The following is a 12,793-nucleotide window of genomic DNA, read 5'->3' as shown; positions in this document are numbered from 1 at the left end:
AGTGTCCGATCATGATGCTCTGCCAACTCGGCCTGAGCGGAAGGACACCCGTGTCGACATTCCAAGGTCTTCCCGCGCACCCTCTTTTCGTCCATTTCATCGTGGTGCTGGCACCGTTGACTGCGCTGCTGGCGATCGTGTGTGCGCTCTGGCCGGCGGCACGACGTCGCCTGGTGTGGCTGGTCGCGGCCCTGGCGGTGGCGGTACTCGTCCTGACCCCGCTGACCACCGAGGCCGGCGAGGCGCTGGAGCATCGAGTCGACGGTTCGGCCGCCCTGGAGATTCACGCCGAACTCGGCGACACCATGCTGTACTTCGCCATCGCATTGGTGGTGGCCGCCGGGCTGCTGGTGTTCGCCCACCTCCGCGACAAGCCCGACCGAACCACCAAATCTGTTGTCTCCGTGTCCATCGCCGCGTTGGTGATCGTGGCGTCGGTGGCCACCGCGGTCCAGGTCTACCGCATCGGCGACTCCGGTGCACAGGCCGTCTGGGGCGAGCAGAACGCGGAATCGGAATCCGAAAACTAGAACGTGTTCTAGCATGGCGGCATGCGGTTCACCTATGCCGAGGCCATGACCGACTCCTCGTACTACATTCCGCTGGCGAAGGCGGCCGAGGCCGCCGGTTATCACGCGATGACGATCGCCGACAGCGTCGCCTACCCCTTCGAGTCGGATTCGGTCTATCCCTACACCCCCGACGGGAACCGCGAGTTCCTCGACGGCAAGGAGATGATCGAGACCTTCGTGCTGACCTCGGCGCTGTCCGCGGTGACGACGACACTGAAGTTCAACTTCTTCGTCCTCAAGCTGCCGATTCGGCCACCCGCCCTGGTGGCCAAGCAGGCCGGGTCGCTGGCCGCGATGTTCGGCAACCGGTTGGGCCTGGGCGTCGGCACCAGTCCGTGGCCCGAGGACTACGACCTGATGGGCGTGCCATTCGCCAAGCGCGGCAAGCGGATGGACGAATGCATCGACATCATCCGCGGACTGACCACGGGTGAGTACTTCGAGTACCACGGCGAGTTCTACGACATCGAGAAGACCAAGATGACCCCGGCGCCCACCAAGCCCATTCCGATCCTGATCGGCGGCCACGCCGACGCCGCGCTGCGTCGCGCCGCCCGCAACGACGGCTGGATGCACGGCGGCGGTGCGCCCGAGGAACTCGACGAACTGCTGGCCACGCTGAACCGGTACCGCGCCGAGCAGGAACCCAGGGACGATTTCGAGATCCACGTGATCTCCGGCGACGCCTACACCCCCGACGGCATCAAACGCCTGGAGGACAAGGGCGTGACTGACGTGATCGTCGGCTTCCGCTACCCGTACATCATGGGTTCCGACCCCGAGCCGCTGGACACCAAGATCCGGCACCTGGAGAAGTTCGCCGAGAAGGTCATCGCGCGGGTCTGATCACAGGTCGTTCCAGACCGGGGCCCGCTTCTCACGGTGCGCCAGCGCGGCCTCGGCCGAGTTGCCCGTGAACGTGCTCAGCACCTGGGTGCGGTTCTCGATCTCCTTCGCGTGGCGCAGGCTCGGAGCGTCCAGCGCGGTGTTGAGCCCGGTCTTGGTCTGCCAGACGCCGTAGGCGTTGTTGGCTGCGATCTCACGGGCCTTGGCCTCGGCGACGGCCATCAGTTCTTCCGGCGACGTCAGGTCGTTGACCAGGTGGATCCGGTACGCCTCGTCGGCGTCGATGATGCGGCCAGTCAGCATCAGTTCGCGGGCGATGCCGGCGCCCACGATGCGCGGCAGCAGGTAGCTGGTGCCCATGTCCATGGACGAGAAGCCGGCCCTGATGAACACCGAACCGAAGCGTGCGGTGCTCGATGCGATGCGGATGTCGCAGTGCAGCGCGTACGCCAGACCACCGCCGACCGCGACGCCGTTGACCGCGGCGATCACGGGCACCGGCAGTTCGTAGAGGCGGGTGAGCTGATCGGCCAGCCGCACCTGCCCGTCGTAGGCGGTCTTGAGCGCGGTCCGGGCGCGGCCGGTCCAGGCCTCGCCGGTGCCGCTCAAGTCCGCGCCGGCGCAGAAGCCTCGGCCCGCCCCGGTCAGGATCGCCGCCCGGTACCGCCCCGATTCGAGCTCATCGAGGGCGGCGTCCATGCCCGCCATCAAGGCGCCGTCGATGGCGTTCAACTTGTCGGGACGGTTCAAAGTGACGACCGCGATGTCGCCGCTTGCCGCATTTTCCGTACCTTTGAGGGACCTGATCTCGACTTCCGTGGACACCCTGCCGACGATAGAGGAACCGGGGACTAAGGTGCCCGCATGCGCGCATACAAAGACGTGTTCGACGCGAGTATCACCGACCCGGCAGGGTTCTGGGGCCAGGCGGCCGAGGCCGTGACGTGGACCCGGGCTCCGCAGCGGATTCTCGACGACACCAACCCGCCGTTCTACCTCTGGTTCCCCGATGCCGAACTCAACACGTCCGTCAACGCCCTGGACCGGCACGTCGCCGCCGGCCGGGGTGAGCAGGCCGCGCTGATCTACGACTCCCCCGTCACCGCGACCAAGCGGGTCTACAGCTACGCCGAACTGCTCGACGAGACCGCGCGCTGCGCCGGGATGCTGCGCAGCCTCGGGGTGGACAAGGGCGACCGGGTCGTCATCTACATGCCGATGATCCCTGAGGCCGTCATCGCGATGCTGGCCTGCGCCCGGCTCGGCGCCGTGCACTCGGTGGTGTTCGGCGGGTTCGCCCCGCACGAACTCGCCGTGCGCATCGACGATGTGCAGCCCAAGGTCGTGGTGACCGCGTCGTGCGGGATCGAGCCCTCCCGCATCGTCGAGTACAAGCCGATGCTCGACGACGCCGTGGCGATGTCCGAGCATCCGCCGGCGCACTGCATCGTGGTGCAGCGCGACCGGCATCGCTGCGACATGGTCGAGGGCCGCGATGTGGACTGGCATCACCTGATGGCGACGGCTTCGCCCGCCGAGGCCGTGCCGGTGGCCGCGACCGACCCGCTGTACGTGCTGTACACCTCGGGCACGACCGGCAAGCCCAAGGGCATCGTCCGTGACAACGGCGGGCACGCGGTGGCGCTGCTGTGGAGCATGCGCAACATCTACGACATCGAGCCCGGGGACGTGTTCTGGGCGGCCTCCGACGTGGGCTGGGTGGTCGGCCACTCCTACATCGTGTACGCGCCGCTGCTGTACGGCGCGACGACGGTGCTCTACGAGGGCAAGCCCGTCGGAACCCCCGATCCCGGGGCGTTCTGGCGTGTGATCGCCGAGTACGGCGTGAAGGTGCTCTTCACCGCCCCCACCGCCATCCGGGTCATCCGCAAAGAGGATCCCACCGCCAAACATCTTGCCGAGCATGACATCTCGAGCCTGAAGTATCTCTTCGTCGCCGGCGAGCGGCTCGATCCAGACACCTACCACTGGGCCACCGACAACCTGGGCGTGCCCGTCGTCGACCACTGGTGGCAGACCGAGACCGGATGGGCGATCGCCGCCAACCCCATGGGGGTGGAGCAGTTCCCGATCAAGGCCGGTTCACCGACCAAGCCGATGCCCGGGTACAACGTGCAGGTCCTCCACGACGACGGGTACCGCTGCGAACCCGGCGAAGAGGGCTCGATCTGCATCGCCCTGCCCCTGCCGCCCGGCACGCTGCCGACGCTGTGGAACGCCGACGCACGGTATGAGGCCTCGTACCTGTCCGAGCATCCCGGCTACTACCTGACCGGCGACGGCGGGCGGTTCGACTCCGACGGCTACCTCTTTGTGATGGGCCGCACCGACGACGTCATCAACGTGGCCGGGCACCGGTTGTCCACGGGCGCCATCGAAGAGGTGCTCGCGACGCATCCGTCGGTGGCCGAGTGCGCCGTCATCGGCGTGCCCGACGAGATCAAGGGGCAGGCCCCGCGCGGTCTGGTCGTGCTCAAGGCCGGCGCCGAACCGCAGGAGTTGACCTCGGAACTCGTCGCGTTGGTGCGCGAGGAGATCGGTGCCGTCGCGGCCTTCAAGATGGTCGATGTGGTTCCGGCGCTGCCGAAGACACGGTCCGGCAAGATCCTGCGCAAAACGCTGCGGGGCATCGCGGCGGGCCGTGACGAGCCGGTGCCGTCGACGATTGAGGACGCGTCGGTGCTCGATGCGCTGAGGACGGTGCTGGGACAGTAGGTCTGGCTGTCCCTGTTCGGCTGGGGCCGCCAGGTTTGGCGGCCCCATCTCTCTCCGGGGAACCTCTCTGAAATGCCCGCCTCGGAGCGAATTTCACGCATCGGTGCGCCTCGACAGGCACCCACTGCGCCCAGAACACAGGCGCATCGCCCCCGCCACTTCCCGAACCACCCCTCCGAAATGCCCGCCTCGGAGCGAACTTCCCACACCGGCGCGCCTCGACAGGCACCCATCGCGCCCAGAACACAGGCGCACCACCCCCGCCACTTCCCGAACCACCCCTCCGAAATGCCCGCCTCGGAGCGAATTTCACACGCTCTTAGGTCGCAGCGGCCACTCAGGTGTCGAACTCCCTCGCCAGAAACGCCTTCCGGGCGGCCATGCGCAGTGCCAGAGATCGGTGATCGATCCGGTACTCGGTGGAACGTGGCATAGCTCCCGGGCCGTAAGTACCCCACCCCAGTCGAACCACCCGGCCCCGGCGTCGGTCCCAGCGCAGTGCGTCGGAAACCGTCTGGGCGGGTGGCCGTGAACCGTGAAACCCTGACGGGCGAGTTCGGCCACCATGTCGCTGACGGTCATGGGACCGCATGTGTAGATCATGTCGATGAGCACGTACCGCAGATCCGTGCCCCGCAGTCGAATTGTCATGCCGCACCATGGCACACACCACCGACATCTTCCCGACCCGTCGAAATTCGCTCTGAGGCGGGCAATTCAAAGACGCACCCGACAGCCCCGCGTGAAAAGGTCCGACGCCGAATCCTCCCCCCACCCGTCGAAATTCGCTCAGAGGCGGGCAATTCAGAGAGGTGCTTCCGGAGAGGGCGAGACTCTGCCCAGCTGGTCCAACCGCTTCTGGATGGACACAATGAGTCGCTCGTCGACAGCGAGCTCCAACCCGAGCCAGGAGCAGACACCGACAGAATTTGTACGCTGACCCCATGCCCGTCACCGTGGACACCGTCGACGTCGCCGACGAACCAGAGACATGGGAGAAGGCCGGGTTCATGGTGCAGAACGGAGTCTGCCGCGTCGGCGGGGTGTGCATCCGCCTGGTCGGCCGCGACCGCGGCAAAGGCATCGTGGCCTGGGCGCTGCGCGACCTGCCGGCAGATGCGCCGAACAACCTCGACGGCATCCCGCTCACCACGGCGGCGGAGCCGACGGAACCCGTCACGCACGCCAACGGCGCAGCCTCAATCGACCACATCGTGCTGCTCACCCCGAACCTGACGCGCACCATAGAGACCCTGGCGAAGGTAGGTCTCGAACCGCGCCGCGAACGCGACGCTGAACTCGGCGGACGGCAGGTCAAACAGATCTTCTACCGCCTGGGGGAGCCCATCCTGGAGATGGTGGGCTCGCCGGACACGGCCGAAGAGGGGCCGTCGCGGCTGTGGGGCATCACCTACGTCGTCGACGACGTCGACGCGACGGCCGAGTTCTTCGGTGAGCACAGAACCCCGGTCAAGGACGCGGTGCAGCCTGGGAGAAGGATCACCACGGTGCAGCACCGCGCCTTCGGAATGTCGGTACCGACGGCAATGATCTCGACGCCTATTCTCTGAGTCCATGGACACCGATCCCGTCATCATCCACACCGATGGCGGCTGCCGACCAAATCCCGGACCCGGCGGTTGGGGCGCGGTGCTGCGGCACCGCGACCACGTGCGCGAGATGTTCGGCGGCGAACCCGGCGCCACCAGCAACAACCGGATGGAACTGATGGCGCCGATCATGGCGCTCGAAGCGTTGACCCGGCCGGTGCTGGTGTATCTGCACACCGACAGCACCTACGTCCGCAACGGCATCACGAAGTGGGTGTTCGGCTGGGAACGCAACGGCTGGCTGACGGCCGCCAAGCAGCCGGTGAAGAACGTCGACCTCTGGCAGCGCCTGCAGGCGGCCTGCGCGAGGCACCAAGTCGAATGGTTCTGGGTCAAAGGCCACGCAGGCATCGCCGACAACGAACTGGCCGACCAGCTGGCCACCCGCGGGCTGGAGCAGGCGGTCAGCGGGTCGGCTGTCTCCTACTGATAGAGAGTCAGTTCCCGACCGACGCCAGCAGGCTCTCACGCAGAGTCGTGGTGGGACGCCCGATCAGACGGGAGAGCTCACCCGTCGTCTCGGCAAAGTAGCCGTCGGCGATGTCCACGTCCGTCCGGGCGAACAGGTCGGCCACCGGCTCCGGCAGCCCAGCTCCGCACAGAATCTTCGCGTACTCGTCGGAGGGCAGGTCCTGGTAGACGATCGTCTTCCCAGACAGTTCGGTCACCATTGCAGCGAGTTCGGCTCGGCTCCACGCGGTGTCGCCGGTGAGCTCGTAGGCCGTGTTCTCATGGCCGTCTCCGGTCAGAACAGCGGCAGCGGCGGCCGCGTAGTCCGCGCGAGCTGCCGAGGCGGTGCGCCCATCGCGTGCTGAACCGAGGATCACCCCCGCCTGCAGCGCCTGGTGTACCGCGGGGAACACGTTTTCGGTGTACTGCCCATTGCGCAGGATGCTGAAGGGAACCAACGAGTCGCGGATGTACTCCTCAGTGACCTTGTGGTCGGGAGCCAGCGCGAGCGGCGCTGAATCCGCATGCAGGAAGCTCGTGTACACCAGCAGGCCGACGCCGGCCGCTGCAGCGGCATCAACCACCGCACGGTGCTGCGAAACCCTCCGAACCGGATCATTCCCGGAGACCAGCAACACCTTGTCGGCGCCGTCGAATGCACGGGCCAGCGTGTCTGGTTCGTCGTAGTCCGTGAACCGTACCTGCACTCCCCGATCGGCGAGATCGGCCGCCTTCTCCGGGGTGCGCGCAGCCGCGACGATGTCGCCCGCCTCATACCCCTTCTCCAGGACGGTTTCGATGACGAGCCGCCCGAGCTGTCCGGAGGCTCCGGTGATGACGATCATTGTGGTCTCCTATCGGTGAATGTTGGCGGGCACTGCGCCGAGATCACCTGCTGCGCAGGGCCGGTCGCAGCATCACGAACTGGCTGAGGGCCTCGAAATCGTCGACGGCCTGTGGACTGACCACCGAAGCAGGGGCGGCGCCCTGCAGGATTCGTTTGACGGGAACCTCGAGTTTCTTGCCGGTGCGGGTGTGCGGCAGGGCGCTGACCAGGATCACCTCGTCCGGCACATGCCGGGGACTGGCACCGGCGCGGATCGCTGCCCGAATACTCTGGGAGAACTCGTGTTCGTCTGTGACGGCGTCCGCCGGGACCGCGAACAGCGGCATCCAGTAGCCGCCGTCCGGCAGTTCCACACCCACGATGAGGCAGTCGCGGACACCGTCGAGATGTTCGACCACTTCGTAGATCTCACCGCTGCCGATACGGACGCCCTGCCGGTTCATCGTGGCGTCGGAACGCCCGTGGACCACGATGCCTCCGCCTTCCGTCACGGTGATCCAGTCCCCGTGCCGCCAGACGCCGGGGAACTGATCGAAATATGCGTCGATGTACTTGATGTACTGCGGGTCCTGCCAGAAGCAGATCGGCATCGACGGCATGGGGCGTGTGACAACCATTTCGGCGGTCTGGCCGACGACGGGCTGCCCGTGTTCGTCCCACGCCTCCAGACGCACACCCAGCAGCGGTCCCTGAATCTGGTCTGCGAACACGGGCTCGGTGGGAACACCACCCGCGAACGCCGAACAGATGTCGGTCCCCCCGCTCGCCGAAGCGAGCCAGACGTCGGGGAGGTGCCCCTGCACCCAGGCGGCTGTGCTGGGCGGCAGCGGCGAGCCGGTGCTGCCTATCGAGGTCAAGCGCAGTCCGGGTGCCACCTCGCGGGGCGGGGTCGCGAGCTTCTGCGCAGCGATCAGGCCGGCGGCGCTCGTTCCGAGGAAATCGAGTTCTAAACGCTCGGCGATGCGCCAGAGTTGGCCTGCATCGGGCCAGGCGGGACTTCCGTCATAGGTGGCGATCGTCGCCCCGCAGAGCAGACCCGACACCTGGACGTTCCACACCATCCAACTGGGCGTGGCCAGCCACAGGAACATCGAACCAGGAGTCAGGTTGGCGTGCAGCGCCAGGAACTTGGTGTGCTCCAGTGCGATTCCACCATGGCTGTGCACGATCCCCTTGGGCCGACCCGTCGTCCCCGAGGAGAACAGCACCCACAGCGGGTGATTGAAGTCCACGGGGGTGAACTCCGGCTCACGGCCCTGGGCGACGATGTCGGCATAGCGGATTGCGGTGGGCGATTCGAGAAGCCCCAGGTTGTCGACCCACACCACGGTGTGCACGGATTCCAGCTTCCGGGCGAGATCCTCAGCCGCCTGCCGACGATCAAAGCGCTTGCCGCCGTGATGGTAGCCGTCGGTGGTGATCAGGATCTTCGGTTCGAGCTGAGCGAAGCGATCCGCCGCGCCTTCGGCTGAGTACTCCTGCGCGCATGCCGCCCACACCGCACCGACCGACGCCGCGGCGAGCATGCTGACCACGGCCTGAGCGATGTTGGGCAGGTAGGCGACGATGCGGTCGCCGGCGACGATGCCCTGCTCCCGAAACCAGTGCGTAAGAGCGCCCACGGCATGGCGCAACTCGTTCCCGGTCATCGTGGTCAGTTCGCCACTCTCGTTCAGGGACTTCACCGCAACGTCATTTGTGCAGTGCTGGAGCGCGTTGGCCGCGTAGTTCGTGGTGGCGCCGTCGAACCATGTCACTCTCGGCATCCCGGCCGTCTCATCGAGCACCCTGACCGGGTCGGTGATGTCGAGTTCGAAGAAGTCGCGCACCGACAGCCAGAACTGGTCCAGTTCGGTCGTCGACCACTGCCACAGTTGCCGGTAGTCGCTGAACTTCCACCCCCGCTCGGTGGCCAACCAGGACAGATAGCGGGTCAGCTCGCAGTCGCGGACCAGCTCCGCCGAAGGCGTCCACAGCGGCTGCGACGCATCAGGCGCCACTGTGCGATCCAGTCATGTGTGCGGCCAGATCCTCGGGCATGACGAAAGACGGCGGTGGCGGTGGCCCCCAGTTGAACAGGCTCTGGGCGCCGTCCCATACGCCGGGCTCCCACAGCGCGTCGTCGACGATGCAGTCGAGATCCGAGTAGTACTCGGAGAAGTTCCCCGCCGGATCCCGCAGGTACCAGAAGAAGTTCGAACCCACGTGGTGCCGACCCAGACCCCAGACGTGACGCGCTGGGTCCTTCTCCAGCATCGACATCGCACCCCGGCCGATCTCGTCGATGTCGTCGAGTTGCCACGAGGTGTGGTGCAGGAAGTTGACCGGCGCCTGCTGCACCAGGATGTTGTGGTGGTCGGTGGAGCACCGCATGAAGGCGGCGACCGACGGGATGACGTCACTGATCTTGAGGCCGAGACCGTCGGTGAAGAACCTCTGGGTGGCCTCCTGGTCGGTGGAGCCGATCACGAAGTGACCGAGCTTGCGGGGCTTGACGGGCCCCTCCCTCAGAATGCCCGGCGCCCGGCCACTTCCGCGGTCGATCCGTCCCGGGCCGTTGTACGGCGTCGGCGGCACTGGGTCCTGATCCAGCGTCGGCATGACCTCGACGACGGCGGTGAAGCCGGCAATGGGCTCACGAGCCTCGATCCGGTCGCCCGTCACCGTGCAGTCGACGCCCAGGCTCTGCAGTTGACGACTGATCCGTCCGATGTCGTCCCGGTCCGCTGCGCCGATGGTGATCTCGACAACCTGACGACGCGGTGCATGCATGAGGCGAAGCTGCTCACCTCCATCGGTTGTGGCGAAACTGTTGTCCCCCAGCGGAGTCAGACCGAACTCCTGGTAGTAGGCCGCGGTTTCGGCGACGTTGGGCACTCCGATGGTGAGACGTCCGAGCCGATGCAATGCCATTGTTTGACTCCTGATCAGGCGTGGTTGCGGGAGGGGTACGGTGTGCCGGGGCGGCAGGTGGAGGTGATGGTGCCGATACCGTCGACCCAGGTGGTGAGGACGTCACCGTTGCGCAGGTAGACAGGCGGCTTGCGGGCTCCACCGACCCCGGCGGGGGTGCCCGTGAAGATCAGGTCTCCCGGCAGAAGCGGCACCACTTCCGACAGTTCGGCGACAAGTCGAGGGATCGAGAAGATCAGTTGGACGGTGTTGCCGTTCTGCATCACAGTCCCGTTCACCGAACAGCCGACGTCGAGGCGGTCGCGATCCTTCAATTCGTCCACGGTGACCAGCCACGGCCCGGTGGGCGAGAAGTTCGGGAAGGACTTGCCCAGGGAGAACTGCGGTGCAGGACCCGCCAGCTGCCGCGTTCGCTCCGAGATGTCTTGGCCGACAGTGAGTCCGGCGATGTGATCCCACCCGTCCTCCTCGGCGACCCGATGGGCGTGGGTGCCGATCACAGCGACCAGTTCCGCCTCGAAATCGACTGTGTCGGTGGGAAGCTCAAGCACGTTGTGCGCCCCGGTGACTGAAGTCGGGAATTTCGTGAACACGGTCGGCTGGGTCGGCAGATCGACCCCGCTCTCCCTGGCGTGGTCGGCATAGTTGAGCCCGATCGCGAACACCTGACGCGGGTGCGGCGAGGGCGCACCCAGCCTGGCCGGGTCGACGGCGAACCCGTCGCTCGGGTCGACGTCGGCAGCCCAGCACACGAAGTCCTCCCACTGCGGGAAGATCCGCTCGGGTTCGTCGGCGAAGCTGCCGTTGCTGGCCTCGGAGACGAAGATCGCACGCTGCCCGTCGGTGAGAGCAGCGCGGCCTTCGTAGTTGGCGAATTTCACTTGTCGGTCCCCAGTTCGTTGTTTGCCAGGATCTGACGCAGGGCCTGAAGGAGAACCGCCGCGGGGTCTTCGACCGCACCGATGCTGCGGAATCCGATGAACCGGTCCGGACGGACCAGGACAGCACCCTGCCGGGTGATCTCGCGCTTACGCAGCCATGCGAAACGCACATCGACCAGGTCGGCGTCGTCGGCTCCCACCGTCACCGCCTCCAAGGGCAGCTCCGTGCCTTCGGCAATCTTGCGTGCCGCGTCGACCCAGGCCCCACCGTCCTCACCCGCGACCAGGACGAACTTCCCGCCGTGGGCGAGGTTCTGCAGCGGGAAGACCTCGCCTCGCCGCGAGACCATCGCGTGCGGAAGCGGGCTCCCGGGCCTGGTGCTCGGCTCGTACAGCCTTATTTCGTCAATGGCCACAGGGGCCGGCGAGCCGTCGTCGACGACCGCATCCGAGGTGTGGGTGAAGCCGTATTCCAGTCCGTGGTGCCGGAATTCGCCGGACAGAGTGGCCAGCGCGTTGCTCACGATGTCCGCGCGCTCGTTGTGCTCCGGATGGGATTGGTCCCAAAGGATCTCGAGCTCACTCCAGTTCTCCTCCGGCGACTTCTCGGGAGACAGCCCCAGTGCGGCCTCGAACGCGATCCGGTTCCGAGTGCACCGCACGGAGTTGGCGATGTTGCGCTCCAACACCGGTCGTCGCTCGATTTCGTAGGTATCCAGCAGTGCCTCGCGAGCGCGCCCAGACAGCACTTCGGCGAGTTTCCAGCACAGGTTCTGCACGTCGTGAACTGCGGAGTTGAGACCGAGACCGCTTGTGGGAGGGTGCTTGTGGGCGGCATCGCCGGCGATGAACACTCTCCCCACTCGGAAGCGGTCCGCGATGACGCCTTCCATCGTCCACACCGAGACCGCGTGGATCTCCGGGTCGAGGTCGGGCAGTCCGAGCAGCGACTTCATGCGGTCGATGACCTTCTCCCGGTCGCCAGCGTCAGGGTCGCCGAACGGGTAGCCGATGTGGAAGACCCATTCCTCGGACTTGGTGCCCCAGTTGTCCGGGCCCATCGGGCACATCACGCCACCGCTGAGTGCGCCGCCGTAGAGGTCGGGGTTCACCAGCGCCCGCAGCAGAACGGAGTCGTCGTCGAGCACGCCGGACAGGTCCGCGGACATGTGCACGGAGACCATGCTCAGGATGTCGCGTTCGCCCTGAAGCGTGATGCCCAGCATGCCGTTGATCGTCCGACCGCCGTCGGCGCCGATCACGTACTGCGAGTCGACCTGATACTCGGCTCCGGTGGACAGGTCCCGGATGGTGCTGCGGACCCCGTCGGGCCCCTGCTCCAGGCCGACGAGTTCATGGTGGAAGCGGACGCCGCCCGGGTTCAGCTCCTCGGCGCGCGCCTTAAGGATCGGCTCCAGGCGAATCTGGGGCAGATTGGCTGTGGGGCACGAGCTGGCGTCGATGTACTCGGGGTCGCGGTATCCCGCACCCCAGAGTTCGAGCTTGCCGATCTCACGGCCAGCGTTCGGGTTGCTGCCACGCACTGCGGCGTAGACACCGGTGGCCGCCAGGTTCTCCTGGGGGGTGCCGAGGCGACAGATCTCGTCGGCGGCGCCGACCTCGGTGTAGATCTCCATGGTGCGCTGCCCCAACACGTGGGCCTTCGGCACCGTTGAGGTGGTGGGAAGCGCGCTGACCAGCAGCGAGCCGACTCCCAGCGTGGAGAGCAGCATCGACGCGGACAGTCCGGCGCCGCCGCCTCCCACGATGAGTACGGGAACAGTGCTGTCAGACATGACGAATCCAATCTCGATTCGCGGCGAACTCAAGGTCCATCCGCGGGGGACTGACGATCATTCGTTGTACACCTAGTTTTACGCTATTTAAGCTTAATTTCGAAATTTCACCGAAAAACGTGATTCATGGGCGCTCGCTGTA

Annotated in this window: 11 protein-coding genes and 1 pseudogene; 5 read left to right on the top strand and 7 right to left on the bottom strand. The window is 66.3% G+C overall.

Going from position 1 to position 12,793, the window contains the following annotated elements; all coding sequences use genetic code 11:
• The first annotated feature begins 50 nt into the window (after positions 1-50).
• Positions 51-530, top strand: coding sequence for a DUF2231 domain-containing protein (locus A5727_RS01845; protein WP_068243575.1), 480 nt, complete (start codon positions 51-53; stop codon positions 528-530).
• Positions 531-551: 21 nt separating this feature from the next.
• Positions 552-1,418 carry an LLM class flavin-dependent oxidoreductase gene (locus A5727_RS01840; RefSeq protein WP_068243480.1) on the top strand — a complete coding sequence of 289 codons (867 nt, stop codon included), beginning with the start codon at positions 552-554 and terminating at the stop codon, positions 1,416-1,418.
• Here the strand turns inward: A5727_RS01840 and A5727_RS01835 are convergent, their stop codons facing one another.
• On the bottom strand, positions 1,419-2,243 hold the full coding sequence (locus A5727_RS01835; protein ID WP_231991913.1) for an enoyl-CoA hydratase/isomerase family protein: 825 nt from the start codon (positions 2,241-2,243) through the stop codon (positions 1,419-1,421).
• 39 nt (positions 2,244-2,282) lie between these two features.
• Between A5727_RS01835 and A5727_RS01830 the strand changes: the two genes are divergently transcribed.
• Complete coding sequence (locus A5727_RS01830) at positions 2,283-4,154, top strand: propionyl-CoA synthetase (RefSeq protein WP_068243478.1); 1,872 nt, start codon at positions 2,283-2,285, stop codon at positions 4,152-4,154.
• Between the two features lie 337 nt (positions 4,155-4,491).
• Here A5727_RS01830 and A5727_RS28015 read toward each other — a convergent pair.
• Positions 4,492-4,805, bottom strand: a pseudogene (locus A5727_RS28015) (hypothetical protein).
• A 293-nt stretch (positions 4,806-5,098) separates the two neighbouring features.
• Here A5727_RS28015 and A5727_RS01825 point away from each other — a divergent pair.
• Complete coding sequence (locus A5727_RS01825; protein ID WP_068243476.1) at positions 5,099-5,725, top strand: VOC family protein; 627 nt, start codon at positions 5,099-5,101, stop codon at positions 5,723-5,725.
• A gap of 4 nt (positions 5,726-5,729) precedes the next feature.
• Positions 5,730-6,194 (top strand): ribonuclease HI, encoded by a 465-nt coding sequence (gene rnhA, locus A5727_RS01820; protein ID WP_068243473.1) that lies wholly within the window; start codon positions 5,730-5,732, stop codon positions 6,192-6,194.
• 7 nt (positions 6,195-6,201) lie between these two features.
• Here rnhA and A5727_RS01815 read toward each other — a convergent pair whose 3' ends face one another.
• Genes A5727_RS01815 through A5727_RS01795 form a run of 5 tightly spaced genes read right to left on the bottom strand, consistent with a single transcriptional unit; the run spans position 6,202 to position 12,651 of the window.
• Positions 6,202-7,059 (bottom strand): SDR family oxidoreductase, encoded by an 858-nt coding sequence (locus A5727_RS01815; RefSeq protein ID WP_068243470.1) that lies wholly within the window; start codon positions 7,057-7,059, stop codon positions 6,202-6,204.
• 43 nt (positions 7,060-7,102) lie between these two features.
• On the bottom strand, positions 7,103-9,061 hold the full coding sequence (locus tag A5727_RS01810; RefSeq protein WP_068243467.1) for an acetoacetate--CoA ligase: 1,959 nt from the start codon (positions 9,059-9,061) through the stop codon (positions 7,103-7,105).
• A complete protein-coding gene (locus tag A5727_RS01805) occupies positions 9,051-9,974 on the bottom strand; it encodes a VOC family protein (protein WP_068243464.1) in 924 nt (307 codons plus the stop codon). The genes A5727_RS01810 and A5727_RS01805 overlap by 11 nt, the downstream gene beginning before the upstream one ends.
• Positions 9,975-9,988: 14 nt before the next feature.
• On the bottom strand, positions 9,989-10,855 hold the full coding sequence (locus A5727_RS01800; protein WP_068243461.1) for a fumarylacetoacetate hydrolase family protein: 867 nt from the start codon (positions 10,853-10,855) through the stop codon (positions 9,989-9,991).
• A complete protein-coding gene (locus A5727_RS01795; RefSeq protein WP_068243459.1) occupies positions 10,852-12,651 on the bottom strand; it encodes an FAD-dependent monooxygenase in 1,800 nt (599 codons plus the stop codon). The genes A5727_RS01800 and A5727_RS01795 overlap by 4 nt, the downstream gene beginning before the upstream one ends.
• Positions 12,652-12,793: the final 142 nt, after the last annotated feature.

This window comes from Mycobacterium sp. ACS4331 (assembly GCF_001667265.1).
GTDB lineage: Bacteria > Actinomycetota > Actinomycetes > Mycobacteriales > Mycobacteriaceae > Mycobacterium.
The sequence above is the reverse complement of the archived record's forward strand: the minus strand, read 5'-3'. Positions and strand labels throughout refer to the sequence as shown.

Bases quoted from the DNA above. Each gene is read 5' to 3' on its own strand.
- A5727_RS01840 (WP_068243480.1), top strand. From the start codon at position 552: ATGCGGTTCACCTATGCCGAGGCCATGACCGACTCCTCGTACTACATT.
- A5727_RS01830 (WP_068243478.1), top strand. From the start codon at position 2,283: ATGCGCGCATACAAAGACGTGTTCGACGCGAGTATCACCGACCCGGCA.
- A5727_RS01825 (WP_068243476.1), top strand. From the start codon at position 5,099: ATGCCCGTCACCGTGGACACCGTCGACGTCGCCGACGAACCAGAGACA.
- rnhA (WP_068243473.1), top strand. From the start codon at position 5,730: ATGGACACCGATCCCGTCATCATCCACACCGATGGCGGCTGCCGACCA.
- A5727_RS01815 (WP_068243470.1), bottom strand. From the start codon at position 7,059: ATGATCGTCATCACCGGAGCCTCCGGACAGCTCGGGCGGCTCGTCATC.
- A5727_RS01805 (WP_068243464.1), bottom strand. From the start codon at position 9,974: ATGGCATTGCATCGGCTCGGACGTCTCACCATCGGAGTGCCCAACGTC.
- A5727_RS01795 (WP_068243459.1), bottom strand. From the start codon at position 12,651: ATGTCTGACAGCACTGTTCCCGTACTCATCGTGGGAGGCGGCGGCGCC.